Below are 24,662 nucleotides of genomic sequence, written 5' to 3'. Positions count from 1 at the left end.
TCAGGCGAGCCGGCGCACGGCGTCGCCCGGCTCGATCGGCGCGCCGACGATCACCCGGGCGTTGAGGCCGCGCAGCCGCAGCCGGCGGCCCTCGTCGGTCCACACCAGCTTGTGCGCGTCCCGCCCGAACCGGGCGGCGAACTTCGCGCAGCCGGTGTGCGGCTGGTCGGTCACCTCGATCACGGCCCGGTCGCCGATCGCCAGCCGGGAACCGGCCGGCAAGGCGTCCTCGCTCAGGTCGAGGTCGACGTAGAGCTGGTCACCGGCGAGCGCCCAGGCATCCCGGTCGGGGCCGGCGATCAGCTCGATGTAGCGGGCGTTCATCACGTTCAGCTGCATGTCCGGGTGCGGGGAGAGGTCGGCCGTCCGCTTGCAGGGCCGCTGGCTCCAGTTGTCGCCGACCAGCCCGAGGCGGGTGTCGAGCTCGGCGCGGGCCAGCACCTCGCGTTCGCCGTCGGCCGGCCGGCGCACGGCGAGCGCCAGGGTGCCGACGCCCTGCGGGGACTGCCGCACGACGTCGAGGCCTTCCACGATCTCATCCAGCGAACGGTGGCGTACGGCAATGGAGTCGGTCACGGGTCGACTCTGCCGTACGCCCGCAACCGGCGTCCACCGCGTTTCCGACCAGTGGCGGCGGTCCGCGGCTGGACCGATGATGTAGCCGACTTCAGTCGACGCACGGGGGATTCATGACGGTTTTCGGCTGCCGGGGCTGCGACGCGACGTTGACGGTTCCGGTGTCGCGGGTGGCTCTTCCGGTCCACGCGAACCAGAAGTACGGGAACGGGCCGGGATCGCTGGCCTCGGCACTGGAGCCGGGCACGTTCGCGGTGGATCCGCTGCCCTTCGGTGCGCCGTGGCGCCGCTGGGCCGACCTCGAAGCCGGCGAAGCCGAGGCGCTCGGCTGGTACGCGCCGCGGTTCGGCATCTCCACCGGGCCGGTCGGCCGTGTGTTGCTTGCCCCGGGGGACGTCCGCGGCGCCGTCATCGATCCGGAGCTGGCCGGCGACTTCGCGTGCTGTGGCCTCGACGGCGGCGAGCCCAACATGATCTGCGTCGCCTGCGGCACGCCGGTGGCCGTCCGGATCGACGACTGCGGCCTGCGGCAGGCGGTCTGGCTGGACCCGCTGACCACCCGCGTGATCGAAGACGGTCCCGGCCCGCACCCGGTGCTCGACTGGGCAAACCTGATCGATCAGCGGCTCGGGATCCCGCCGACCGAACCGGACGGTGGCTGGCACCCGATGTGGGCGGCCGCCGCCGCCTCGGCGCTGGCGCATTTGCTGGCTGCCTCGGGCGGCGAACCGGTCGTGATCCCGGATCAACAGGTCGCTGAGGTCTTCCAGCCCGCTCTCGACCGTCTCGTCGGCCCGGTCGGCACGGGGCCGCGGCGCGCTCTGGTCCTGGCCGGGCCCGGCCTTCCGGACGTTGGCGGCGACTTCGCTCTGCTCCCGGAACACCCGCATACCGGTGAGCTCTGGCCGGTGGCCCCGCCGGTGAAGCCGGTCCCGCTGGCCTGGGATGCCTGGCGACACCTCGCCTTCCACCGAACCTCGAAGCCGGTCGGGCGGTCGGTCCCGATCCCGCCGGAGGCCCTGCCGGCGCTGCTCCCGGGTCACCGATTCGAGCCAGACCGCCAGATCTTCCTTCGCGTTCTGGCCCGACTGCCTGAGGTCAGGCAGCCACGGTTGCGTGCCATCTACGACCGAGGCCGTCCCTACAGCTATAGCTACTTCATCTTCTGACCGCCTGACTCGCCGTGACGGCGCCCTTCCTCCCGTGCCTCACTCCCATCGCCCAGAAGCCCAGCCGATCCGCAGTCATCGGCCGGCTCGCGCCCGCCGCACAGCTGACGGCGGAAGCAGTCGCGGGTCACCATCGCCCGCCTCGTTCACGACGGTGGGCGGCACGAGTTGTCGATGTCCGAGGTTCTCTGCACAAGTACATATCCGGTCACTTTGCTGTAGCGCGCAGGAGCGGATGATCGCGGATCAAGATTGCCGAGTTCGGTACCGGCCTGGGGCGGTACCGAACTCGCGCTTGAAGGCATTGGCGAACGCGAACTCCGATGTGTATCCGACCTTGGCGGCGATCGCGTGCAAGGGGGCGTCAGACTCTTGCAGCAGCCCGGCGGCGGTGCTCATGCGCCACCAGGTCAGGTAGCTCATCGGGGGCTGGCCGATCAGGGCGGTGAAGCGGCGAGCGAACGCGGCCCGAGACAGCCCGCTCCTGGCGGCGAGTGCTGCGACGGTCCAGGGACGGGCGGGGTCACGGTGCATGGCGTGCAGTGCGGCGACGGTCGCGGGGTCGTGGAGCGCGGCGATCCAGCCTGTTGCCTGGGTGGGCTGCTCGTCGAACCATGCTCGCAGGACATACAGCAGCACGACGTCGAGCAGCGCCGGAACGATGGCGTCCACGCCCAGCCGTGGTGACTCCAGTTCTGAGCCGAGCAGGTCGACGGCGGTACGCAGTTCGGCGTGTCGCCCTAGGTGAACGGGCAGGTGAGCGAGTGGGGGCAGCGCGTTGAGCAGGGGATGCGTGCGTGACGAGTCGAGTTCGTAGGCGCCGCAGAGAGTAACCGTGACGGGTCCGGCAGCCTCGCTGCCGTAGTCGACCACGTGGTTGATGTATTGGTCCAAGGTCTTGATGTCCTCAGGGCCGCACGCCGGACCGATGGGCGGGCTTGCCGGGCTGTCCGCCAGTGCGTAGCCGTGTCCGCCGTGGCTGAACAGCACATCGCCCACGGCTAGCGGCATGGGTTTGGCGTTGGCAGCGATCAACCAGCAGGGCCCCTGCAGGAGGACCTGGACGCCGACGGCGCCGGGGACCGGTGCGAATTGTTGATGCCACGGCGCCGACCAGGCAACCCGTGCGGATCTCGGTCGGCCGGTACGCAGGGCGGCGACGATCGCACTCAGGACATCCACGGGATCAGTCTTTCATGTAAGACGATCGAGTATGCAGAGGCGCTTCTCGCGCATGGGTCGGCTACTCGGCTCCGCATAGTTTGGTTATGTGAGAGCTGCACGCATACACGAGTACGGCGACGCTTCCGTCATCCGGTACGAAGAAGTCCCGCGCCAAGCACCCGGGCCGCAGCAGGTGTTGATCCGGGTTGCGGCCACGTCCTTCAATCCGTCCGAGTCCGGATTACGGTCCGGGTACCTACGCACGGTGCTTCCTGTCGATCTTCCCTACACACTGGGCTGGGATGTCGCGGGGACGGTCGAGGCGACCGGAGCGCACGTTGACGCCTTCTCCGAGGGCGACCCGGTCGTCGGTCGACTCGATACGGGCGGGGCGGCCGCCGAGTACGTCATCGCCGACACGGCCAACCTTGTTCGGGCGCCGACGACCATCCCCCTGCCACATGCCGGTGCCCTCCCGGTCGCGGGGCTGACGGCGTGGCAGGCGGTGTACGAGCATGCCCGCATCACCCCCGGGCAACGAGTCCTGGTCAACGGTGCCGGCGGCGGCGTCGGAGGCTTCGCCGTCCAACTGGCCAAGCATGCGGGGGCGTACGTCGTCGCCACGGCAAGTCCACGAAGTACCCACGCGGTCCGCGAGCTGGGCGCCGACCACATCATCGACTACACGGCGTCCGTCCTCGGTGAGGCCCTCGACAAGCCAGTCGACGTGATCCTCAACCTGGTCCCGCTGAACCCTGGCGCCTCTGCGGGCCTACTGTCCACGCTCCGGCCGGACGGAACCATCCTGTCGATCACGAATCCGATCGAGCCGCCGACCCACGCCGCGGTCAAGGCCATGACCTTCATCGCGCGAAACGACGTCCGCCAGCTCCAGGCACTGGTGCACCTCATTGACTCGAACGCCGTGCGGGTCGACATCGCTGACTCCCGCCCGTTGGCCGACCTCGCCTCAGTCCATCGCGACGCGGAAGCCGGCCGCCTCCGCGGCAAGACCATCCTGACCCCTTAACAGAGGACACCGGTCAGCCTGGCGCAGCAGCCGCTGCATCCCGTCCGGGCGTACCTCACCGGCGTGCTCGGCCAGGGTCCAGCCGTTCTTGCGTTCCAGCCCGGCCACCAGCCCACCCACGTAGCGGCGGACCCGCACCCGCGGTTCTGACCTGCTAAAACGCACGCCGATCCGGGCCAGCAAACCATCCAGCTCATCACGCCGAAATTCGACGTCAACGTAAACCACGCCCGACTAATGCTCGAGAGCGCCAGTCGGCGCGAACGAACATGAACTACAGCTGCCGTTGCAGTACTAGATCCAGTCGGTGTGGCGGGGCCAGGCCAGCAGGGTGTCCACCACCTCGGTGGCAGCCGACGGGGGCGGCGGTGCGGCGGTCCGGTAACGGCCCTTGAAGAAGAGCAAGGGGTCGCCGTCGCGGCATTCGCCGAGGGTCAGGACCCGGCCGACGACGATGGCGTGGTCGCCGCCCGGGTGGACCGCCTCGATCTCGCATTCGGCCCAGGTCAGGGCGCCGTGCAGGATGGGGGCGCCGCGTGGGGACGGTGACCAGGCGACGCCGTCGAACTTGTCGGGACGGCTGGTGCCGAAGGCCCGGGACAGGGTGTCGTGGTGGTCGGCCAGAACGTTGACGCAGAACAGGCCGGTGTGCTGGATCCGCCGCCAGGTCCGTGAGCCGGCCTGGGGGCAGAAGAGCACCAGCGGCGGGTCCAGCGACAGGGGCGCGAAGGCCTGACAGGCGAACCCGGCCGGACCCTCCGAAAAGGCGGCCCCAGCCGGAGCGCCGGAAAGGACAGACCCGGCCGGGCCACCGGAACGGACAGGCCCGGCCGGGCCACCGGAACGGACAGGCCCGGCCGTAGTGATGACGGTGACGCCGGTGCAGAAGTGGCCAAAGACGCGGCGGAACTCGCGGGCGTCCAGCCGTTCCCGGATGGCGGTCATCCGTGGCCCGGCAGGGCGAAGCGGTGACCCCACACGCTGTGTGCGGTGGTCTGCCGGGCCACCCAGGACTCGTCGTCGACGGTGCGGCCGGCGGTGCCGTACTCGATGTCGAAGCCGCTCGGTGTGCGTACGTAAAAAGAGATCATGTTGTCGTTGGCGTGCCGGCCGAGCGTGGAGATCATCGGGGCTTTGTGCCGGGCGCAGCGGTCGATGGCGCGGCCCACGTCGTCGATCGACGCCGTCTCGGTCATCAGGTGGATGAGGCCGGCGGGTGCCGGGATCGGGGCGAGGGCGACGCTGTGGTGCCGGGGGCCGCAGCCGAGGAAGCGCATCCACAGCGGTTTGTCGCCGGCCGGCAGGCCCATCGTCGACGGGTCCAGCAGCATCGAGTCGCGCAGCCGGAAGCCGAGCACCTCGGTCCAGAAGTGCAGCGCCGCCTCGTCGTCGAAGGCCGGCAGCACCACGTGGCCCATGCCCTGCTCGCCGGTGACGAACCGGGTGCCGTACGGGCTGATCGCCGGCCGGGTGTCCAGGGCGGCGCCGCAGAAGAACTCGAGGTGGTTGCCGGCCGGGTCGTCGACACTGATCATCTCGGCGACCCGCCGGTCGGCGAGTTCGTCGGCCCCGGCCTGCTTGAACCCGGCACCGGCCGCCTCCAGGACTCCGCAGAGCCGCCTCAGTGTCGCGAAGGACGCCAGCTCCCAGCCGGTGGCGACCAGCCGGTCCCGGTCGCCGGGCAGCACCACGATGCGCGCCGGCAGGTCGTCCATCCGCAGGTACGCGGCGTCCGGGTCGGGACCGCGGCCCTCGACCATGCCGAGCACCTTCACGCCGAACTGGCGCCAGGCGGGCACGTCGGTGGCCTCGACCCGCAGGTAGCCGAGGGATCGGACGAGGCTCACGGCCGGTCTCCTTCCAAGAAGTCGAACGCCAGGCGGTTGAACTCGTCGAATTTCTCCAGGTGCGCCCAGTGGCCGCAGCCGCCGAAGACGTGCAGCCGGCAGCGGCGGATCATCTTGAGGGCGACCAGCGCGCCGTCGAGCGGGTTGACCCGGTCCTCGCGGCCCCAGACCAGCAGTACCTCGTTGCGCAGCCGGTGCGCCTCCCGCCAGAGCAGGCCCTCCTCGAAGGCCGGGCCGCTGAACGAGGATCGCAGGAACGAGGAGTCGCCGGCCGCGTCGAGCCGCTCGTCGATCAGCTCGTCGGTGATCAGCGCGGGGTCGAAGACGAGGGTGCGCAGGAACGCCGCCATCCGCTCCCGGCTCGGCGCCGCCCCGAACGCGCCCAGCCGCTTGACACCCTCGGTGGGATCGGCGGCGAACACGTTGAGGCTGAGCCCGCCCGGGCCCATCAGCAGCAGCTTGCCGGCCCGGGACGGGTGGTTCAGCGCGAGCCGGACCGCGGTGCCGCCGCCGAGCGAGTTGCCGATCAGGTCGACCCGGTCGAGGCTGAGCTCGTCGAGCAGGGTCACCAGCGCGTCGGCGGCGTGGGTGAAGTACTGCCCCTTGAGCTCGCCGAGCGCGGAGCCGCCGTATCCGGGCTGGTCGACGGCGAGGGTGTCGAAGGTCTTGGCGAAGACCGGGATGGTCCGCGCGAAGTTGCTCATCGCCGAGGCGCCCGGGCCGCCGCCGTGCAGCAGGACGACGGGTCGCGCGCCGGCGGGCCCGGCTCGGTGGAACGAGAGTGTCATGGCGGCCTCAGACCATCGCGTCGGCTACGGACAGGCCGAACTCGCCCCGGCCGTACATGGACAGGGCTCGTTCGGGGTCGTTGATGGCGTGCACCCGGCCGGCGTGCGCGTCGCGCCAGTAACGCTGCATCGGGTGGCTGGTGTAGATGGCCCGGCCACCCGAGTTCTCGAACAGCCGGTCGACGGCCTGGATCGCCAGCTCGGTGCCGCGGACCTGGTTGCGGCGTACCCGCAGGCGCAGCCGCATGGGCAGCTTCTGACCGGCGGTGGCCAGCGTCATCAGCTCGGTCATGTCGGTGGTCAGGGCGAGCCAGGCGGCGTCCACGTCGGCGGCGGCCCGGGCGACCCGGACCTGCGAGTAGGGATCCTCGGCGGCACGCACCCCGGCGTACGCCGCACGCACCCGGTCGCGCATGTGGGTGACGTGCGCGTGGTACGCCCCGGTCGCCATCCCGATGATCGGCGTGGTGATCGTGTTGGGGAAGATCGAGCCGTACGGTATCCGGTACAGCGCGGCCGGGTTCTGCTCCTGGCCGGGGCAGACGCAGCGCGCCGTGTCCGCGAAGCTGAGCGACCGGTACGCCGGGACGAACGCGCCGGCCACCACGATGTCGTTGCTGCCGGTCCCGCGCAGCCCGACGGTGTGCCAGACGTCCTCGACGGTGTAGTCGGCGGCCGGCAGCAGGAACGTGCGGAAGTCGGCCGGGGTGTCCCCGGCACCGGGCACGATGCCGCCGAGCAGCACCCAGCTCGCGTGGTCGCTGCCGGACGAGAAACTCCACCGGCCACTCACCCGGTATCCCCCGTCGACCGCCTCGATCCGGCCGGTCGGCGCGTACGACGAGGACATCAGCGTGCCCGGGTCGTCACCCCAGACGTCCTGCTGTGCCCGGTCCGGGAAGAGGGCCAGCTGCCAGTTGTGCACCCCGATCACCGAGGCGACCCAGCCGGTGGACCCGCAGGCCGAGGCGAGGTCGCGCACGCAGCCGAAGAACGTCACCGGATCGGCCTCGTAGCCGCCGAACCGGGCCGGCTGCAGCAGCCGGAAGAATCCGGTGGCCGCGAGCGACTTGACGGTCTCGGTGGAGATCGTGCGGCGGTCCTCCGCCTCCTGCGCCCGGTCGCGTAGAACGGGTAACAACTCACGGATCCCGGACGTGACGCCCTCCATGAGATCACGACTCCTCGGCTTGGCCGGCGAACGGAACGGTCCCTATACTAGAACACGTTCTACTTGGTGGGCTACCGAAGAGTTCGGGGAGCGACATGACCGACGGCGCGGCACCACGCACCATCGACACCGGGGTCCTGCCGATCAGGTTCGCCCGGGGCTGGCACTGCCTGGGCCTGGCCGACTCCTTCCGGGACGGCCGGCCGCACCCGATCGAGGCGTTCGGCACCAAGCTGGTGGTCTTCGCCGACTCGGCGGGTGCGCTGCACGTGCTCGACGGGTACTGCCGGCACATGGGCGGCGACCTGACGATGGGCACGGTCAAGGGCGACGAGATCGCCTGCCCGTTCCACGACTGGCGCTGGCGCGGCGACGGCCGCTGCGCCGCGGTGCCGTACGCGCACCGCGTCCCGCCACGCGCCCGCACCCGGTCCTGGCCCACCCTGGAGGAGAACCGGCAGCTGTTCGTCTGGAACGATCCCCGGGGCGCCCCACCGCCGCCGGACGTCACCATCCCCCGGATCGAGGGCGCCTTCTCCGACGAGTGGAGCGACTGGACCTGGGACTCGATCCGGATCGACGGCGCCAACTGCCGCGAGGTGATCGACAACGTGGTCGACATGGCGCACTTCTTCTACATCCACTTCGCCTTCCCGACGTTCTTCAAGAACGTCCTCGAGGGCCACGTGGCGGCGCAGTTCCTCCAGACCCGGCCGCGACCGGACGTGCCGAGCACGGCGAAGCAGTCGGGTGACGCGACGCTGCGCTCGGAGGCGGCGTACCACGGGCCGTCGTACATGATCGATTATCTGTTCAACACCTACCGCGGGATCGACGTCGAGTCGGTGCTGATCAACTGCCACTACCCGGTGTCGCCCGACGCGTTCGTGCTGCAGTGGGGTGTCATCGTCAAGCGGCTGCCCGGTCTCACCAACGAGCAGGCCGCGAAGGCCGCCCGCAGGTTCGCCACGAGCATCGGGATCGGCTTCGAGCAGGACGTGGAGATCTGGAAGCACAAGTCGCGGATCGACAACCCGCTGCTCTGCGCCGAGGACGGCCCGGTCTACCAGCTGCGCCGGTGGTACGAGCAGTTCTACGTGGACGTCGAGGACGTCACCGAGGACATGGTGGCCCGCTACGAGTTCGAGGTGGACACCACCCGGGCCGTCCAGACCTGGACCGCCGAGGTCCAGGCCAACCTCGAACGGCAGTCATGACCCGCACCGAGCGGCAGCACTACCTGGAGGGCGGGCTCGCCGAGCTGGCCTGCGACAGCTGCGCCGCCCTGGTCCGGGTCCGCAAGTCGAGTCCGCAGCAGACCAGCGTGCAGTGGACCACGGCGGCCGTCCGGCAGTGCGCCACCGAGCTCGGCGCGCTCGTGCCGACCTGTCCCGGCCTGCGCGCCAGCATCGAGCACGCGGTCCGCACCGGTCGGCTGGACGTGCCCTGATGTCCTACCGGCTGCCGGTCCGGGAGGTCGTCGCCGAGACGGCCGACGCCTGCTCGCTCGTCCTCGCGGTGCCGCCGGAGCTGACCGAGACCTTCGCCTATCGGCCCGGTCAGTACCTGACCGTCCTGGTCCCGCGGGACGACGGCCGGGTAGCCCGGTGCTACTCGCTGTCCAGCTCCCCGCACACCGACAAAGACCTCAAGATCACGATTAAAAGGGTACGCGACGGGCAGGCGTCGAACTGGATCTGCGACCACGTCCGCGCCGGCGACACCATCGAACTGCTCGCCCCGGCGGGCGACTTCACTCCCGAGTCCCTCGACGACGATCTGCTGCTGCTGGCCGGGGGCAGCGGGATCACCCCGGCGATGGCCATCATCAAGTCGGTGCTGGCCGGCGGGCGCGGGCGGCTCACCCTGATCTACGCGAACCGGGACCCGTCCTCGATCATCTTCGCCGCCGAGCTGGCCGGCCTCACCCGCCGCCACGGTGACCGGCTGACCGTCACGCACTGGCTGGACAGTGAGCGTGGCGCTCCCGGTCCGGCCACGCTCGCCGGGCTCATCACCGGGACCGGGCGGTGGGCGTACGTCTGCGGTCCTGATCCGTTCGTGGTGATCGCCCGCGACGCGCTGCGGCGAGCCGGGGTCCCGCAGGATCGCGTCCGGGTGGAGCGCTTCGCGCTCGACGAGGTGCCGGCCGGGGAAGCGAAGGTGGTCGCGGCGCCGGCCGGGGAAACGGCGCCGGCCGGGGACGCGACGGTCCACCAGGCGGCTACCGGGGAGGCGACGCTCGACGTGGAGCTGGACGGGCAGACGCACCGGCTGCCGTGGCCGGCCGGCAAGCGGATGCTCGACGTGGTGATCGAGGCCGGGCTGAACCCGCCGTTCTCCTGCCGCCAGGGACACTGCGGCGCGTGCGCCTGCCGGCTGCTCAGCGGCAAGGTCGAGATGGTGAACAACGAGATCCTGGAGGAGGAGGACTTCGCCGAGGGTTACGTGCTGGCCTGCCAGTCGGTGGCCCGCAGCGACCACGTCGCGGTCACCTATTACTGAGCTCGACCGCGATGTCGATCAGCTGGTCCTCCTGGCCGCCGACCAGGTGACGCTCGCCGGCGCGGACCAGGATCTCGGCGCCGGAGACCCGGTAGCGCTCGGCGAGGGTGAACGCGTGGGTCAGGAAGCTGGAGTAGACCCCGGCATAGCCCATGATCAGGGCGAGGCGGTCGAGTTTGCACTCGTCGGGCATGACCGGGCGGACCACGTCCTCGGCCGCGTCGACGATGGCGAAGAAGTCGACGCCGGTGTGGATGCCGAGCTTGTCGCAGACGCCGACGAACGCCTCCACCGGCGTGTTGCCGGCGCCGGCACCGAACCGGCGGGTGCTGCCGTCGATCTGCCGGGCGCCGGCCCGCACGGCCAGCACCGAGTTGGCGACGCCGAGGCCGAGGTTCTCGTGGCCGTGGAAACCGACCTGGGCGTCGCCGCCGAGCTCGGCGGCCAGCGCGGCCACCCGGTCGCCGACCTGGTCGAGCACGAGCGCGCCGGCCGAGTCGACGACGTAGACGCACTGGCAGCCGGCGTCGGCCATGATCCGGGCCTGGGCGGCGAGCACCTCGGGCGGCTGGGAGTGGGCCATCATCAGGAAGCCGACGGTCTCCAGTCCCAGGTCGCGGGCGAGCCCGAAGTGCTGTTCGGTGATGTCGGCCTCGGTGCAGTGGCTGGCGATCCGGCAGACCGTCGCGCCGCTGGCGGCGGCCGCGCGGATGTCGTCGAACAGGCCGATGCCGGGCAGCATCAGGAACGCGATCTTCGCACGTACCGCGGTGGCGACGGCGGCCTTGATCAGATCCTGTTCGGGCGTGCGGCTCAGGCCGTAGGTGAGAGACGAACCGCCGAGCCCGTCGCCGTGGGTCACCTCGATCACCGGGACACCCGCGGCGTCCAGGGCCGCGACCACAGCGGTGACCTCGTCCACGGTGAACTGGTGCCGCTTGGCGTGCGAGCCGTCCCGCAGCGACGAATCCGTGATCCGGATGTTCATCCGGCCAGCTCCTCCCCCACGCGCGTCGCCGCCGCGGTCATGATGTCCAGGTTGCCGGCGTACACCGGCAGATAGTCGCCGACCCCGGCGATCTCCAGGAGGATTGTCACTCTGCCCTCGCCGAACTGCGGCTCGTTGAGCAACCGGTAGCCGGGCACATAGCGGGCCACCGACGCGACCATCGCCATGATCGACTCGCGGACCGCCGCCAGGTCCGCGTCCGGCCCGATCGCGCAGAACACGGTGTCCCGCATGACCATCGGCGGATCGGCCGGGTTGAGCACGACTATCGCCTTACCCGTCGCCGCGCCGCCGACCAGGGACAGCGCCCGCCCGGTCGTCCGGGTGAACTCGTCGATGTTGGCCCGGGTGCCCGGCCCCGCCGAGCGCGACGCCACGGTGGCCACGATCTCCGCGTACGCCACCGGGGTGACGCGGGAGACCGCGTACACCATCGGGATGGTCGCCTGCCCGCCGCACGTGATCAGGTTGAGGTTCCGCGCGCCGAGGTGTTCCCGCAAGTTGACCTCGGGCACCACGAACGGGCCGACGGCCGCCGGCGTCAGGTCGACGACCCGGATCCCGGCCTCGGCGTACCGCGGCGCCCAGGCCCGATGCACGGCCGCCGAGGTGGCCTCGAAGACCAGGTCCGGCAGCGGGTCCTGAGCCAGCAGCCAGCCGGCGCCCGCCGCACTGGTCGCCAGGCCGAGGCCGGCGGCGCGGCGCAGCCCCGGGCTGTCCGGGTCGATCCCGGCCATCCAGAGCGGCTCGATCACCTCCGAGCGCAGCAGCTTGTGCAGCAGGTCGGTGCCGATGTTGCCGGACCCGACGATCGCCGCCGTCGCCATCAGGCACCTCCCGCGAAGGACAGCCGCACGTCACCGAGGCCGGTGAAGACCGCACGGAACGACGAACCCGGGTGCACGTCCACCGCGCGGGCGCACGCCCCCGGCAACACCAGATGCCCGGCGCGCAACCGCACCCCGAAACCGGCGACCGTCCGGGCCAGCCAGGCCACCGCGGTCACCGGGTTGCCGAGCACCGCGTCGGACCGGCCCCGCACGACCGGCTCCCCGTCCCGCAACAGCACCGCCTCGATCCCCCGGACGTCGATCTCGCCGGGCCGCACCCGGCCGGCGCCGACCACGAACCCGGCCGACGAGGCGTTGTCGGCGATGGTGTCGGCCAGGCTGATGTTCCAGTCCTCGATCCGGCTGTCGATCAGCTCGATCGACGGCGCGAGGAACGCGGTCGCCGCCAGCACGTCGGCCTCGGTGCAGCCCTCGCCGGGCAGGTCGGCGCCGAGCAGGAACGCCGTCTCGATCTCCACCCGCGGGTAGCAGTAGCGCGACGCGTCGGCCGGGTCGGTCTCGGACAGTCGCATGTCGGCCATCAGGTGCCCGTAGTCCGGCTCGTCGACGCCCATCATGCGCTGCATCGCCACCGACGACAGGCCGACCTTGTGCCCGACCACGGCGCTGTCCCGGCGGCGGACGTTGATGAGCTGGATCGAATACGCGTCCGCCACGGTCAGGTCGGGCCGTTGCCGCACCAGCGGCGGGATCGGCTTGCGGTCGCGCTCGGCGGCGCGCAGCCAGTCGGCGAGCACGAGCCGGTCACTTCCGGTCAGCATGGGTGTCTCCCGCCCGGCAGTCGAGCGCCGCGGACCGCCCCGCCCGGCGCCCCGAGAAGACGCAGTCGGCGAGCGACAGCCCGCTCACGTAGTGGCGCGAACAGATGCCGGCGGCGGTGCGCCCGGCGGCGTACAGGCCCGGCACACCCAGCACCTGCCCGGTCTCCTCGTCGACCCGCAGACCCCCGAGGGTGAGCATCGGCGCGGGGAAGGCGGTCCGGTTGCGGACCGAGACGTCGATCATGACGTACGGCGGAGGCCCGGTCGCCGCCCTGGCGGTGGCGATCAGCCCGTCCGGGTCGACGCCGGCCCGCCGGGCGACCTCCGCCAGGCTCGACCCGCCGACCCGGCCGAAGGTGAGCAGCCAGAGTGCCTGCCACCGCTGGAACCACAGCGTCTGGGACCACAGCTGGCGGCGGCAGCGGGCCAGCGTGGCGGCGTCGAGCAGCAGCCACGCCCGGCCGCCCGGCGAACGCAGGATCGCCTCGCCGACCGCCGCGCCGTAGCGGGCCAGGTCGCAGACCTGCCGGCCGTCCCGGTCGACCAGCAGGCCGTCGAGCATGGCCGCGGGCGGGCTCAGGAACCGCCAGACGGTCACCCGGTCGAGGTGCGCGGTGGAGCCGCCGGCCGCGACGCCGAGCCGGATGCCGGAGCCGTCGTCGCCGGGCGTACCGAGTCGCAGCCCGCCCCGGTAGTCGGGCGCGTGCTCGCGCATCATCGCGCGATCGAAGACGAACCCGCCCGCGCACAGCACGACGCCACCGGCCGGGATCCGCAGCGGGCGCCCGTAGCGTTTCTCCAGCCGGACCACCGGCCGGTGCAGCGCGCGGCCCAGCCCGGGCAGGTAGAGGCCCGGTCTGACCGACAACCGGTGCAGCACCCGGTGCCCGAGCCGCGCCCAGCCGGGCGCGTCGCGCAGGGTCCGGCACTCCACCCCGGTCACTCGCCCGCCGTCGTCGGTGATCAGTCGTTCGGCCCGGGTCTGCGGAAGCACCTCCACGCCGCGCTCGCGCACGGCCGCCGCGAGCCGGGTGAAGAGCAGCCGGCCGGACGTGCCGCGCGCGAGCACCCGGTGGCCGCGCGGCGCCGACTGGCCGAACACGGTCTCGCTGCCGGAGAGGTACAGGTAGTGCCGGTTGGTCGGATAGGACGTCTTGTACGGGCACAGCCGGGCGTCGAACGGCACCCCGAGCCCGGTCAGCCAGTCGAGCATCGCGGCGCTCCGCTCGCAGAACCCGCGCAGGGTGCCCGCCGAGACCGTGTCGCCGACCTCCTCGCGCAGGTAGGCGGCCATCGCCTCGGGGGTGTCGGCCACCCCGGCCGCCCGCTGCTGCCGGGTGCCGCCGCCCGCGTAGACCACCCCGCCGGAGATCGCGGTGGCCCCGCCGCCGGCGAAGCGGTCGAGCACCAGAACCCGGGCGCCCGCGTCGGCCGCCTCGACGGCGGCGCACGCCCCGGCCGCGCCGAACCCGACGACCACGACGTCGACAGTGCCGGTCACCGCGCCTCCGATCAGTGGTGCTCGATGCCGGATAACTATAACCTGTTCTAGTGACAGTGGCGGAACGCGATTTCGACCTCGTGGTGGTCGGCAGCGGCGGAGCGGGCCTGGTGGCAGCACTGACGGCGGCGCACCGTGGCCTGCGCGCGATCGTGCTGGAAAAGGCCGGAACGTATGGCGGTTCTACCGCCCGATCCGGGGGCGGCCTGTGGCTGCCGGGCAACGAGGTGCTGCGCCGGGCCGGCGTGAGCGACACCACCGAGGACGCCCGGACCTACCTCGCCCACGTCGCCGGGCCGGAGGTGTCCGCGGCCCGGCAGGACGCCTTCCTGGCCGCGGCGCCGGAGATGCTGGCGTTCGTCAGGGCGCACACCCCGCTCGAGTTCGCGTGGGTGCCCGGGTATCCGGACTACCATCCCGAGGCGCCCGGCGGCCGGGCGGGCGGGCGCAGCATCGAGCCGCGACCGTTGGACACCCGACGGGTCGGCGCGGATCTGGGGACGCTGGCCGAGCCGTACCGGAAAGCTCCCGACGGTGTCGCCGTCACCCAGGTCGACTATCGCTGGCTGGCGCTGGGAACCCGGCACCCGCGGGCGATCCGCACCGCGGCCCGGCTCGCCGTCCAGGGGCTCACCACGCGGCTGTCCCGCCGGCGGCGGCTCACCATGGGTCAGGCGCTGGCCGCCGGGCTGCGGGCCGGCCTGCGCGCGGCGGGCGTCGAGCTGCTGCTCGGCACGCCGATGACCGACCTGCTCGTCGAGGACGGCCGGGTGGCCGGCGTGCTCTCCCACGAGCTGACGTTCCGCGCGCGGCGCGGGGTGCTGCTGGCCAGCGGCGGCTTCGAGCACAACGAGCCGATGCGCCGCAAGTACCAGGACCTGGGCGTGGAGTGGACGGTGGGCGCGACCGGCAACACCGGTGACGGCATCGAGGCCGGCGAGCGGCTCGGCGCCGCGCTCGACCTGATGGACGAGGCGTGGTGGGGCCCGTCCATCCCGCTCACCGGCGGGCCGTACTTCTGTCTCGCCGAGCGCAACCAGCCGGGCTGCCTGATGGTCGACGGCACCGGGCGGCGCTTCGTCAACGAGGCGGCGCCCTACGTGGACGCCGTGCACGCGATGCTCGCCCCGGGAGTGCGGCTGCCGGCCTGGCTGGTGGCCGACCAGACCTACCGGGACCGTTACCTGTTCGCCGGCCGGGGCCCGCGCGCCAGGCTGCCGCGCCGGTGGTTCGCGGCCGGGATCGCGCACCGGGTGGCCACCCTGGACGAGCTGGCCCGGCGGATCGACGTCCCGGCCGAGGCGTTGCGCGACACGGTGCGGCGGTTCAACGCGTTCGCGGCGCGCGGGCACGACGACGACTTCGGCCGCGGCGACTCGGCGTACGACAGGTACTACGGCGACCCGCGGCAGCGGCCGAACCCGTGCCTGGGCGCGGTGGCCCGGCCGCCGTTCTACGCGTTCCGGATGGTCCCCGGCGACCTGGGCACCAAGGGCGGGCTGCGCACCGACGAACGGGCCCGGGTGCTGCGCCCGGACGGCACGGCCATCGCCGGGTTGTACGCGGCCGGCAACGTCAGCGCCGCGCTGATGGGCCGCGGTTACGCCGGGGCGGGCGCCACCCTCGGCCCGGCGCTGACCTTCGGCTACCTCGCGGCGCTCGACCTCTGACCGCCGGCGCCGCCTCAGTCGCAGCCGAAGTGCTTCTCGACGCCGGCCGGCAGGTCGTGGTCGCAGTAACCGCCGCTGCCACCCGAGACGTACACCCAGGAGCCGGACTTGTACTGGAACAGGATCTGCTCACCGTCGGCCACCGGGCCGGACGGCGTGCTGCCGAACGCATAGCCCCGGTAGCACTTGATGTCGGACAGCGAGGCGCCCAGGGAGCCCTTCGGGTCGCGCTTGCGCAGGGCCGCGAGCAGCGTCTTCTCGGACACCGGGCAGGCGGACATGGCGTCGGTCGAGGCCGGCTCGGTGGTGGCCTTGGTGGTGGCCTTGGCGGTGGGCGTGGTGGTGGCCTTGGTACCGGCCGGCTTCGCGGACGCCGTGGTGGCGGCCGGCTTCGCGGCGGCCGTGGTCGCGGCCGGCTTGGCGGCGGCCGTGCTGGTCGCCGTCGGCGCGGTGGCTTTCGCGTTGTTGTCGCAGGCCGCGACACCGAGAGCGAGGCCGGCACCGGCGACGAGAACGAAAAGGTTGCGCGCTGACATGGTGATCTCCCCGTGCACTGTTGCTGTCGTTGACGAAGAACGTAGGCGACACGCCGTGAAGTGATCATCACGGATTCGTGCCATCGACTTCCGCTGTCGGATCGAGAGCACTCGTACGCAGGCCTTTCGCCACTGCCATACGGTCAGTGGGTTGGTGCCCGGACCGACCACAGCGAGGAGGGAACCATGGACGTCGGGATCATCGAACAGAATCCTCAGGCGGCTCCCGCCAAGGAAGGTGCCCGCGCCCGCCCGCGGCTGGCCGGGCCCGAGGCGGACGTCGCCGTCGAGGTCGCGGCCCAGCAGCTGGACGAGATCCGCCAGCATCACCTGGACATCTACGCCCGGCGCGACGTCGTCGCCCAGACCGTGACCGCCGAGGGCGACCGGGTGGACTGGGTGCCTGTCGAGTCGCAGACCAGCGACGCCCCGGCCGAACCGCCCCACCTGGACGACACCGGCCCCGGCGCCGCGGAGCGCCCCACCCTGGCGGCCGCACGCGCCCTCGCCGCACCGGAGACCGACCGGGGTCCGGCCGGCACGGTGCCGCTGCTGCGCAAGGACGTCAGCGAACTGCGCCCGGTCGGCACCCTCGAGGACTATCTCGCCAAGGGACCCTACCGGCGGCAGTTCACACCCCCGGACGACCCGCATCCACCGGCCGTCGGCGCCAAGCACAAGTACGCGCACGCCTACCAGTTCGTCACCAACTACGGCACCGAGGGCACCGTCAACACCTGGAAGCCGTACGTCCAGTGGTCCAACGAGTTCTCCCTGGGCCAGCTCTGGATCGTCCGCGGCAGCGGCGGCGCCCTGCAGACCCTCGAGGTCGGTGTGCAGACCTACAAGGACCTGTACGGCGACTGGTCGCCGCACCTGTTCATCTTCTACACCACCAACGGCTACTCGCAGTCCGGCGACAACCTGGGCGGCTACAACACCGACGTCAAGGGCTGGGTGCAGACCGGCACGTCCACCTTCCCCGGCATGCGGATGTCCGAGAGCGTCGTCGGCGGCAACCAGTACGACACGCTCGTCAAGGTCCAGCTGTGGCAGGGCAACTGGTGGGTCCGGGTCGGCGCCGAGTGGATGGGCTATTACCCGGCCAGTCTGTACAGCCCGACCGGGCTGCGCTCGATGGCCGACCAGGTCGACTGGGGCGGCGAGATCGTCGACGACTCGGACAACCACCCCGAGCCGACCAGCACCGCCATGGGCAGCGGCGAGTTCTCCCGGTTCGGCTGGCAACACGCCGCGTACATGCGCAACCTCAGCTACCAGAGCGACGCGAACGGTACCCTGGCGAGGCTGCGGGGCACGACGCAAACCACCAACCCGGCGTCCTATGACATCACCGCCGACTTCAGCGGCAGCACGGGCTGGGGCTCGTACATGTACTGGGGCGGACCGGGAGGCGTGTGACGTGACGGACGGCGACGAGCTGCCCGAGGTGCTGCCCTCGGGACCGGACGACGAGTACGAGTGCGTGCTCCTCGACCCGCGGGCGGCTCTCGCTCCGCCGTCCACCGCCGGCACCGGCGGCGAGACGCTGTGCCCGCCCGGTTACGTGCCCCGGCTCAAGCGCCGCGCCCCCTACGGTCTGCGAGGCAAGGAACGGATCGCGGAGGATCCGCCCACGCAGAACCCGGAACCGCCGCCCGCCGGCTGAACACCCGCGGCGACCCGCTCCGGCCACCTCCCGCCACCACCGGGCCACTCCATCGCGCCGAGGAGGCAGGCGATGTCCGGAGCACAGGGGATGTTCGGTCCGCAGTTCCGTGCGCGGATGATGATGCTGCGGCCCGGCCTCGATCTCGAGAGGCTGCGCCGGATGGGGTCGTACCGGCCCGGTGTCCCGCGCTCCCAGGTGACAGTGCCGATCAGCCCGGACGGGCGGGTCGACGACACCGTGCTGTACCAGGACCACGCCGACGCCACCACCACCTACTACCTGCCGCGGTACCGCCTGCGGGTGACCCCGGCCGGGCAGTACGAGATCACCACCGAGCTCGTCGACGGCCTGTGGCGGATGACCTTCGGCCTGGAGAGCTTCCCCGCGCCGGAGATCACCCAGGCCGGCGCCCGCATCCTTCCGCACCAACTGGCCGTCACCGTGTCCTCCGCCGGGCAGCTGTCCCGCGACTACCCGGTGGCCGAGTTCACCCCCGGTTTCGGAGACGCCCAGGTGCGACCCGAGGTGGTGCTGCGGCTGACCTTGCCGGAACGCGACGCGCTGCTGCGCGCGTTCACCCGGGACGACGAGCCGGCACAGCTGGTGGTCCGCCGTGCTGTCACGGTGGCCGTGCCGCAGGCCGTACGCGCGCCGGTCCCCGCAGTCCTGGCTCCGGCGCGGACGGACCAGCTCGGCACGCACGTGATGCTGCCCGATCTCGCGGCCGGTCACGCGTTCGGCGGCGTCGTGGTGGGCGGCACCCGCCTGCCGATACCGGGTCATCCCTTCCCCGGCCCCTTCCCTCGCCCCTACCCGTGGCCGTTCCCCCGGCCGGTGCCGGCCGGCCCGGGTCCCGTCGTGGTCGACCCGGTCCCCGTCCCGGTCCCCGACCCCGAGCCGCGCTATCTGCCGGTCAGCACCACAGCGGAGTTCGCCGTGCCGTTGCGGTTCGACGTGGCGGCCCACCCCTACCTGTTCCCGTCCGGCCAGCCGCCGGCCGCGAAGGGCTTCACCACGCTAGTGGTGCCCTGGCCACCCGACGGCCCGTCGTCCCGCAACCACGTGTACTTCCAGGACCTGTTGCGCGGCGACGTCTTCTACTACCTGCCGGACGCCGTCCTCATCGGCCAGCGCGACGAGGCGCCGTACGGTCCGGAACTGTCCTTCACCGTCGGCCGGGCCACCGACGCGCAGACCGGCAAGGACCACGCCCTGGCGCTGATCAGCGTGCACCTGGTGCCGCAGTCCTCGCCGGCCCGGCTGTTCGCCGCGGCGAACGTCCTGGCCGGCCACGTGCCGGCCGGTCGGGGCGCGCCGCAGCTGCGGCCCGCGGTCCGTCCGGCCACCTGCCGGCTGGACCTGCCGGGCGGCCCGGTCACCACCGCCGCCGCGCCGGACCTGGTACGCGGCTGGTGGGTCGCGGAGAGCTTCCCGTTCGAGGATCTCCGCGACATCTACGTGATCCTCACCGGCGGTGGCGCGGCCAGCGCCCTGCTGCGCGGACGGGTCGACGTCGACGTGAACGACGAGACCCACCAGGTCCCGGTCGAGCTGCGGCTGGCCCGGCCGGCGACACCGCCGCTGTCCTGGACCGAGCACCGGCAGCCCGACGGTTCGCTCACGGTGAGCCTGCACAACGACGGCGAGGCCACCCTCACCGTGCCACGGCTGCCGGCCTGGATCGACGCGACGCCGGTGACGCCGGACGGGGCCCTGCCGGCCACGCTCGCGCCGGGCACCGGGCTCGACCTCACCGTCGCGCCGGGCCCCACCTCCTCCGAGATCACACTGGACGTGACCGGCGTGCGGGTGGTCATGGACCGGGAGCAGGCCGTCCGGCTGACCCTGGACCGCCGGGTGGAACGGCTACCACGGCAGGTCACCGTGCTGACCACCGAGGGCGGCCTGGAGCCCGACCTCGAGAAGATCGGCGTGCAGTTCGAGGGCGTGGCCGACTCCGTTCTGCTCGACCGCGGCACCCTGCAGCGGGAGGTCCCGGTCCCGGTCCCGCTCGCGGACTGGCTGCTCGACCGCGGCCTCGGCACCTTCCGGTTCCGTCAGACGCTGGTGTACCGCTCGGGGACCAGCAGCGCCGACACCGACTGGCGCTCCAGCGACACCAATCTGCTCACCCTGCCTCTGCCATAGGGGAAATCATGGGCATCTTCACCGGACTTCCCGACTTCGGCCGGCCGGAGCGCGCCGGCGTGGCCGAGGGCTACCTCGCGTACGACCAGCCCGCCATCCTGTCCGTCGTCCCCGGCTCACTGAGTCCCCAGCCGCTCGAAGTGGACCAGTGCCTGCAGGAGCGGGGCACCGAGATCGCGCAGTTCGCGCTGGTCACCGCCGGTTTCACCCTCGACACGGCGATGGACACCACCACCCGCGACGACCGCACCCGGCTGCTCGCCCGGCCGGCCCCGCTCGGCGCGGGCCTGGTCCGCCTCACCACCCCGGCCGACCTCGGGGTACCCGCCACCGCGCTGGCCCCGCAGCCCTGCGACGCCGCGGCCGGCGCCGTCCTGCCCACCCTGATCCGCCTCGACGGGGTGGCGGCCGAACTGCTGATCGGCGCGCTGCGGGCCGGCCTGCTCACCCTGGGCGCGGTCGCACTGGTGACCGTCCACGGTGTCGCCACCCGCTGCCCCGGCACGCTCACCGTCGACGTGGACACCCTGCTGAACAGCCTCGGCGGCGGCCCGCTCCCGGCCGGCGGCCTGGCCGACCGCGCGCGCACCGGGCTGCCGGGCATCACCGTCTCCGGGGTGCCGGACGACGACCGGCTGGTGGCGGCGGCGGTGCTGGACCGGCTCGTGGCGCGGCTGGCGGCGCCGGCGTTCGTCGACGAGACCGGCGCCGGCTGGCTGTTCGCCCCGCCCGGCGACGCGCACCGCAAGCTCACCTGGGATCTGGCCGAGCCGGTGGCGGCCGCCCGGCTGCTGCGGCTGAGCTGCGACCCGGTGCTCGGCGAGGGCGGCGGCGCGGTAGTGCGCCGGATCACCGCACCGCCGCTGACCGACGGCCACGAACAGCTGGTCGTGCACAGCACCCTGCCCGCCATGCCGGCCGGGGTGGTGGCGGCCACGGTCCGGCTCAGCGCGCCGCCGGTCCCTCCGCACCGGCCGTTCGAGGCGGTCGCCGACGTCCGCCTCACCCCGCCCCGGCCCACCCCGGCCACCCTGGAGCTGGCGCCGGGTGAGGCCCTCGCCTACGACCTGCGGGGCTCGGCGGCGCTGGACACCGACCGCGGGCCACGCACGCTCACCGGGCCGGCCCGCCGCGTGACGGACGACCGGACGCCCGTCGTCACGCCGGCCGACCTCGGCATCCGGGTGATACCGGTGCACGCCACCGACGACCTGCTGGAGCTGGCCGACGTGACAGTCACCGCCCGGGCCACCCGGCTCAGCCGCGATCCGGCCAGGTTCGTCAGCCGGGCCGTCCCGCGATCGGGCGCGGCCGGCGCGTGGCTCGCCCTGCCGCGCGACGCCGCCGAGGTGACGGTGGAGGCGGTGGCGACCACGCACGACCCGGAGCCCCGGACGGTCCGGCAGCCGCTGCCGGACGCGGCGGTCTGGCTCGACCCGTTCTCGTTCACCGATCCGCCGTGGCGCCCCGGCGAGCCCGCCGAGCAGGTGCTCGTGGTGACCGCCGCCGGCCTGCGCGCGGTGGGCCACAAGGGCGGCGCGGACTGGGAGTTCCTGCCGCTGACCGCCGGTCCGGCCCGCGACGCCGCAGGGGTGCCGCAGCTGTCCATCCTGGAGGCGGCCGGGATGGCGATGCTCGCGGTCACGACAGCCCTGAACGTGTCGAACGCCGCCCAGGACGCCGCCCGCGAGGCCTGCCGGGCGGCCGGCGCGGCCGGCGACGTCCGGCTCTCTCCCGCGCCGTTCGAGGTGGCCGGGCCGGTACGGCTCCTGCTCCGCCAGGGCGGGCAGTTCCAGGAGATCGCCGCGGTGCGGCCGTCCGGCACCGTCACCCAGGACGCCGCCCTCAGCGCCACCCTCACCGGCGGTCAGCTGGCCGCCGTCCATCGGTCGCTGGCCGGCGAGAAGGACCTGCTCGTCGTCCAATACCTCCTCCGGGTGACGGCCACCGGGCCGCGCGCCCTCGCGCTGACCGGCGGGCCGGATCCCGTCCGGGTGGCCTCCGACGCCAGCACCTGGCGCACCTGATTCTTCGCGGTCCGGCGGAAACCGGCTCAGGAAGGGAATTCCCATGCTCAAGCTCGACAACGTCCGGATGATCGCCGACCACCAGGTGCACGGGGACGACGATCCCGCGCGCCCGCACGTGTTCTACGTCATGCCCCGCTACCCACGGATCGCCCGGCTGGAGAACGGCGGACTCGCCCTGCGGTTGTTCGAGTACGACGCCATCCGGGTCGCGGGCGACAGTCAGTTCGGCGGCTGCGCCGCCTTCGACGCCGACCTCAGCATGCTCCCGGCCACCCAGCAGCAGATCCGCGACGAGCTGCAGAAGGAGGTGAACAACCGCTTCGGCGCCGGCGCCCCGCAGGTCGAACTGCAGACCGTACCGTGGCTCAGCGGCGCCGTCCGGCTGAACCTGCAGCAAGACGGCAAGATCGTGGAGCGGATCACCGGTCAGCCCGCACCGTCGCTCACCGGCGACAACACGGCGTGCTTCTTCGTGGAGCTGACCGTGCTCGGCACGGCGATCTTCAAGGACGCGCTCAGCAAGGGCACCGCCTCGGGCATCCAGGTGGCCTACGACCTGGACCACTACTGCCGGCTTCCCGAGGGTAAGGCGTCCGGCTGGTGGCACGCGGACGCCTTCTACTCCTTCTGGCAGGACGTCCACGTCGAGGAGCGCTTCTGGGGGGAGGACAGCTACACCGAGATCACCCGCAGTACGCGCTACTCGAGCGAGGTCAGCGAGACCCACTTCGAGCCGATCGCCGACCCCGGGCTCACCCCCGCGGAGCGCAAGGAGTTCGACACCTGGGTGCACGACCTGATCACCAAGCAGTTGGAGGAGGGCGTCAAGCGCAACCTTCTGCAGGCCGTCCAAGCGGTGGACCCCAGCGTCAAGGAGTGGACCGAGGGGCAGGACATGGAGAAGGTGCACCGCGAGATCTCCAACACCCAGATCAGCGACGTACGGGTCGCCTGGACCGAAGCCAAGGCGATCATCCGGCAGATCCACCCGCAGGGGATGCTGCCCACGGTGACCAGCCTCAAGGGTCCCGACGGCCAGCCGCTCAAGTGGTCCGACTACTACACCAAGGTCAGCGTCGACGAGTTCCTGCGCACGCTGCGCCTCAACATCCGGGTGGACGCCCGGTTCGAGGACTACGGGATCACGCTGGTCGAGGTGAAGGTGCGCTATCCGCACGGGGACAACGCCAAGACGGTCGAGGCCACCTTCACCAAGGACGACGCCGGCAAGCCGCAGAAGGCCGAGTTCATCGTCGCCGACGGGATCCGGACGTTCCTCTGGTCCTACACCGTGCACTTCGAGGGCGACTCGCCACCGTGGACGTCGGAGGAGGACGAGGACGACGGCACCGATCTCAACGTCAAGCTCAGCCACCTGCCGGTGCTCCGGGTGGAGATCGCCAACGACATCAACTTCGAACAGGTCAGCCAGGCCCGGGTCCGGGTGCGCTACGAGGGCGGGGACCACCCGATCGAACGGTTCTTCAACCTGACCGACCCGAACAGCACTCACACGATGCTCGAGATGATCGGGAAGCCGCGCACCGGCCCGGTCACCTACCAGACCACGTACACGATGAAGGGCGACGGCCGGAAGATCACCGGGCCGCCGAAGGCGACCGACACCGACGTCATCTCCGTCGAGGACCCGTTCCGGGCCCTGAAGACCGTCACCTTCCAGGCCGTCGGCGACCTCAAGACCGACATCGGCGAGGTCACCGTGCAGGCGACGTACACCGAGCCGGCGAACGGATACTCGCAAACGTTCCAGGTCACACTCAGCGACGAGGGCAACACCTTCGCGCTCTGGTCGATCCCGACCATCGACGAGGACAAGGGCACGCTGTCGTACCAGGCGACGATCGAGTACCGGAACCACCTCAGCGAGGAGGTGGAGGTGACGGACGCGAAGGGCACCCGGTTCCAGATCGGCCGCAAGTTCGCCGACCGGCTGGACGTGGCGCTGGTCCCCGACCTGCTCGACTGGAGCAGGCTCAAGATGGTCAGCGTGTCGCTGCGGTACCCGGGGACCACACCGCCTCGGACCGACGACTTCATGTTCCGCTCCACCGACACCACTACCAAGACGTGGACGGTGTTCCTGCCGCCGGGGGCGCCGGCCTCCTATTCGTACACGGTGACGTATTTCCTGCTCGACGGCGGCCGCAGGACGGCGAGGCAGGACAACGCCACCGACGAGTCGGTCTTCCTCGAGATCCCGGCCTGAGGCCGCC

Annotated in this window: 22 protein-coding genes and 1 pseudogene; 11 read left to right on the top strand and 12 right to left on the bottom strand. The window is 71.9% G+C overall.

The genetic code is table 11. From position 1 onward, the window contains the following. Positions 1 to 576, bottom strand: a complete 576-nt coding sequence (locus Actob_RS20635; RefSeq protein WP_284921950.1) for an MOSC domain-containing protein — start codon at positions 574 to 576, stop codon at positions 1 to 3. Positions 577 to 689: 113 nt separating this feature from the next. Here Actob_RS20635 and Actob_RS20630 point away from each other — a divergent pair, with 113 nt between their 5' ends. Continuing rightward, positions 690 to 1,745 carry a hypothetical protein gene (locus Actob_RS20630; protein WP_328518438.1) on the top strand — a complete coding sequence of 352 codons (1,056 nt, stop codon included), beginning with the start codon at positions 690 to 692 and terminating at the stop codon, positions 1,743 to 1,745. Positions 1,746 to 1,991: 246 nt separating this feature from the next. Here the strand turns inward: Actob_RS20630 and Actob_RS20625 are convergent, their stop codons facing one another. After that, positions 1,992 to 2,927 (bottom strand): AraC family transcriptional regulator, encoded by a 936-nt coding sequence (locus Actob_RS20625; RefSeq protein ID WP_284921948.1) that lies wholly within the window; start codon positions 2,925 to 2,927, stop codon positions 1,992 to 1,994. An 88-nt stretch (positions 2,928 to 3,015) separates the two neighbouring features. Between Actob_RS20625 and Actob_RS20620 the strand changes: the two genes are divergently transcribed. After that, positions 3,016 to 3,939 carry an NADP-dependent oxidoreductase gene (locus Actob_RS20620; RefSeq protein ID WP_284921947.1) on the top strand — a complete coding sequence of 308 codons (924 nt, stop codon included), beginning with the start codon at positions 3,016 to 3,018 and terminating at the stop codon, positions 3,937 to 3,939. Between the two features lie 12 nt (positions 3,940 to 3,951). Here Actob_RS20620 and Actob_RS20615 read toward each other — a convergent pair. From Actob_RS20615 to hsaA, 5 genes and pseudogenes are all read right to left on the bottom strand, one after another. Then, positions 3,952 to 4,167 (bottom strand): annotated as a pseudogene (locus tag Actob_RS20615) (IS701 family transposase); the annotation flags it as partial. 66 nt (positions 4,168 to 4,233) lie between these two features. Next, positions 4,234 to 4,884, bottom strand: coding sequence for a flavin reductase family protein (locus Actob_RS20610; RefSeq protein ID WP_284921946.1), 651 nt, complete (start codon positions 4,882 to 4,884; stop codon positions 4,234 to 4,236). Further along, complete coding sequence (gene hsaC / locus Actob_RS20605) at positions 4,881 to 5,786, bottom strand: iron-dependent extradiol dioxygenase HsaC (protein WP_284921945.1); 906 nt, start codon at positions 5,784 to 5,786, stop codon at positions 4,881 to 4,883. The genes Actob_RS20610 and hsaC overlap by 4 nt, the downstream gene beginning before the upstream one ends. Then, positions 5,783 to 6,574: a 4,5:9,10-diseco-3-hydroxy-5,9,17-trioxoandrosta-1(10),2-diene-4-oate hydrolase gene (hsaD, locus tag Actob_RS20600; protein ID WP_284921944.1), complete on the bottom strand. Its 792-nt coding sequence runs from the start codon at positions 6,572 to 6,574 to the stop codon at positions 5,783 to 5,785. Before hsaD ends, hsaC begins: the two co-directional genes overlap by 4 nt. Positions 6,575 to 6,581: 7 nt before the next feature. Beyond that, positions 6,582 to 7,745, bottom strand: coding sequence for a 3-hydroxy-9,10-secoandrosta-1,3,5(10)-triene-9,17-dione monooxygenase oxygenase subunit (gene hsaA / locus Actob_RS20595; RefSeq protein ID WP_284921943.1), 1,164 nt, complete (start codon positions 7,743 to 7,745; stop codon positions 6,582 to 6,584). Positions 7,746 to 7,840: 95 nt separating this feature from the next. Here hsaA and Actob_RS20590 point away from each other — a divergent pair, with 95 nt between their 5' ends. From Actob_RS20590 to Actob_RS20580, 3 genes are read left to right on the top strand one after another with little or no spacing between them, the layout of a single operon-like run. Next, positions 7,841 to 8,962, top strand: coding sequence for a Rieske 2Fe-2S domain-containing protein (locus Actob_RS20590; protein ID WP_284921942.1), 1,122 nt, complete (start codon positions 7,841 to 7,843; stop codon positions 8,960 to 8,962). After that, positions 8,959 to 9,195: a hypothetical protein gene (locus tag Actob_RS20585; RefSeq protein WP_284921941.1), complete on the top strand. Its 237-nt coding sequence runs from the start codon at positions 8,959 to 8,961 to the stop codon at positions 9,193 to 9,195. The genes Actob_RS20590 and Actob_RS20585 overlap by 4 nt, the downstream gene beginning before the upstream one ends. Then, positions 9,195 to 10,250: a ferredoxin--NADP reductase gene (locus Actob_RS20580; protein WP_284921940.1), complete on the top strand. Its 1,056-nt coding sequence runs from the start codon at positions 9,195 to 9,197 to the stop codon at positions 10,248 to 10,250. Before Actob_RS20585 ends, Actob_RS20580 begins: the two co-directional genes overlap by 1 nt. Here the strand turns inward: Actob_RS20580 and dmpG are convergent. Genes dmpG through Actob_RS20560 form a run of 4 tightly spaced genes read right to left on the bottom strand, consistent with a single transcriptional unit; the run spans position 10,237 to position 14,372 of the window. Continuing rightward, positions 10,237 to 11,238 carry a 4-hydroxy-2-oxovalerate aldolase gene (dmpG, locus tag Actob_RS20575; protein ID WP_284921939.1) on the bottom strand — a complete coding sequence of 334 codons (1,002 nt, stop codon included), beginning with the start codon at positions 11,236 to 11,238 and terminating at the stop codon, positions 10,237 to 10,239. The genes Actob_RS20580 and dmpG overlap by 14 nt on opposite strands. After that, the gene (locus Actob_RS20570) at positions 11,235 to 12,089 is read right to left on the bottom strand and encodes an acetaldehyde dehydrogenase (acetylating) (RefSeq protein ID WP_456319255.1); all 855 of its coding nucleotides are present in this window, start codon (positions 12,087 to 12,089) and stop codon (positions 11,235 to 11,237) included. Before Actob_RS20570 ends, dmpG begins: the two co-directional genes overlap by 4 nt. Beyond that, on the bottom strand, positions 12,086 to 12,871 hold the full coding sequence (locus Actob_RS20565) for a 2-keto-4-pentenoate hydratase (protein WP_284921937.1): 786 nt from the start codon (positions 12,869 to 12,871) through the stop codon (positions 12,086 to 12,088). Before Actob_RS20565 ends, Actob_RS20570 begins: the two co-directional genes overlap by 4 nt. Next, a complete protein-coding gene (locus tag Actob_RS20560) occupies positions 12,855 to 14,372 on the bottom strand; it encodes an FAD-binding protein (protein ID WP_284921936.1) in 1,518 nt (505 codons plus the stop codon). Before Actob_RS20560 ends, Actob_RS20565 begins: the two co-directional genes overlap by 17 nt. Positions 14,373 to 14,422: 50 nt before the next feature. Between Actob_RS20560 and kstD the strand changes: the two genes are divergently transcribed. Continuing rightward, on the top strand, positions 14,423 to 16,042 hold the full coding sequence (gene kstD, locus Actob_RS20555) for a 3-oxosteroid 1-dehydrogenase (protein ID WP_284921935.1): 1,620 nt from the start codon (positions 14,423 to 14,425) through the stop codon (positions 16,040 to 16,042). Between the two features lie 14 nt (positions 16,043 to 16,056). On the opposite strand, the gene Actob_RS20550 is transcribed toward kstD, so the two are convergent. Continuing rightward, positions 16,057 to 16,578: a hypothetical protein gene (locus tag Actob_RS20550; protein ID WP_284921934.1), complete on the bottom strand. Its 522-nt coding sequence runs from the start codon at positions 16,576 to 16,578 to the stop codon at positions 16,057 to 16,059. Positions 16,579 to 16,764: 186 nt separating this feature from the next. On the opposite strand from Actob_RS20550, the gene Actob_RS20545 reads away from it, so the two are divergent. The 5 genes from Actob_RS20545 (at position 16,765) to Actob_RS20525 (ending at position 24,655) form a co-directional block, all read left to right on the top strand. Next, on the top strand, positions 16,765 to 18,000 hold the full coding sequence (locus Actob_RS20545) for a neprosin family prolyl endopeptidase (RefSeq protein WP_284921933.1): 1,236 nt from the start codon (positions 16,765 to 16,767) through the stop codon (positions 17,998 to 18,000). A gap of 1 nt (position 18,001) precedes the next feature. After that, on the top strand, positions 18,002 to 18,247 hold the full coding sequence (locus Actob_RS20540) for a hypothetical protein (protein ID WP_284921932.1): 246 nt from the start codon (positions 18,002 to 18,004) through the stop codon (positions 18,245 to 18,247). A gap of 72 nt (positions 18,248 to 18,319) precedes the next feature. Next, complete coding sequence (locus Actob_RS20535) at positions 18,320 to 20,398, top strand: hypothetical protein (protein WP_284921931.1); 2,079 nt, start codon at positions 18,320 to 18,322, stop codon at positions 20,396 to 20,398. An 8-nt stretch (positions 20,399 to 20,406) separates the two neighbouring features. Then, a complete protein-coding gene (locus Actob_RS20530; protein ID WP_284921930.1) occupies positions 20,407 to 22,425 on the top strand; it encodes a hypothetical protein in 2,019 nt (672 codons plus the stop codon). A gap of 43 nt (positions 22,426 to 22,468) precedes the next feature. Further along, a complete protein-coding gene (locus Actob_RS20525) occupies positions 22,469 to 24,655 on the top strand; it encodes a hypothetical protein (RefSeq protein WP_284921928.1) in 2,187 nt (728 codons plus the stop codon). The last annotated feature ends 7 nt before the right edge of the window (positions 24,656 to 24,662 follow it).

Source organism: Actinoplanes oblitus (assembly GCF_030252345.1).
In the GTDB taxonomy this organism is placed as follows: domain Bacteria; phylum Actinomycetota; class Actinomycetes; order Mycobacteriales; family Micromonosporaceae; genus Actinoplanes; species Actinoplanes oblitus.
Note: the sequence above shows the minus strand (reverse complement) of the source record. Positions and strands in the feature narration are given on the sequence as shown.

Coding starts and splice junctions, on each gene's coding strand:
- Actob_RS20630 (WP_328518438.1), top strand. CDS start 690: ATGACGGTTTTCGGCTGCCGGGGCTGCGACGCGACGTTGACGGTTCCG.
- Actob_RS20610 (WP_284921946.1), bottom strand. CDS start 4,884: ATGACCGCCATCCGGGAACGGCTGGACGCCCGCGAGTTCCGCCGCGTC.
- hsaD (WP_284921944.1), bottom strand. CDS start 6,574: ATGACACTCTCGTTCCACCGAGCCGGGCCCGCCGGCGCGCGACCCGTC.
- hsaA (WP_284921943.1), bottom strand. CDS start 7,745: ATGGAGGGCGTCACGTCCGGGATCCGTGAGTTGTTACCCGTTCTACGC.
- Actob_RS20590 (WP_284921942.1), top strand. CDS start 7,841: ATGACCGACGGCGCGGCACCACGCACCATCGACACCGGGGTCCTGCCG.
- Actob_RS20585 (WP_284921941.1), top strand. CDS start 8,959: ATGACCCGCACCGAGCGGCAGCACTACCTGGAGGGCGGGCTCGCCGAG.
- Actob_RS20580 (WP_284921940.1), top strand. CDS start 9,195: ATGTCCTACCGGCTGCCGGTCCGGGAGGTCGTCGCCGAGACGGCCGAC.
- dmpG (WP_284921939.1), bottom strand. CDS start 11,238: ATGAACATCCGGATCACGGATTCGTCGCTGCGGGACGGCTCGCACGCC.
- Actob_RS20565 (WP_284921937.1), bottom strand. CDS start 12,871: ATGCTGACCGGAAGTGACCGGCTCGTGCTCGCCGACTGGCTGCGCGCC.
- Actob_RS20550 (WP_284921934.1), bottom strand. CDS start 16,578: ATGTCAGCGCGCAACCTTTTCGTTCTCGTCGCCGGTGCCGGCCTCGCT.
- Actob_RS20545 (WP_284921933.1), top strand. CDS start 16,765: ATGGACGTCGGGATCATCGAACAGAATCCTCAGGCGGCTCCCGCCAAG.
- Actob_RS20535 (WP_284921931.1), top strand. CDS start 18,320: ATGTCCGGAGCACAGGGGATGTTCGGTCCGCAGTTCCGTGCGCGGATG.
- Actob_RS20530 (WP_284921930.1), top strand. CDS start 20,407: ATGGGCATCTTCACCGGACTTCCCGACTTCGGCCGGCCGGAGCGCGCC.
- Actob_RS20525 (WP_284921928.1), top strand. CDS start 22,469: ATGCTCAAGCTCGACAACGTCCGGATGATCGCCGACCACCAGGTGCAC.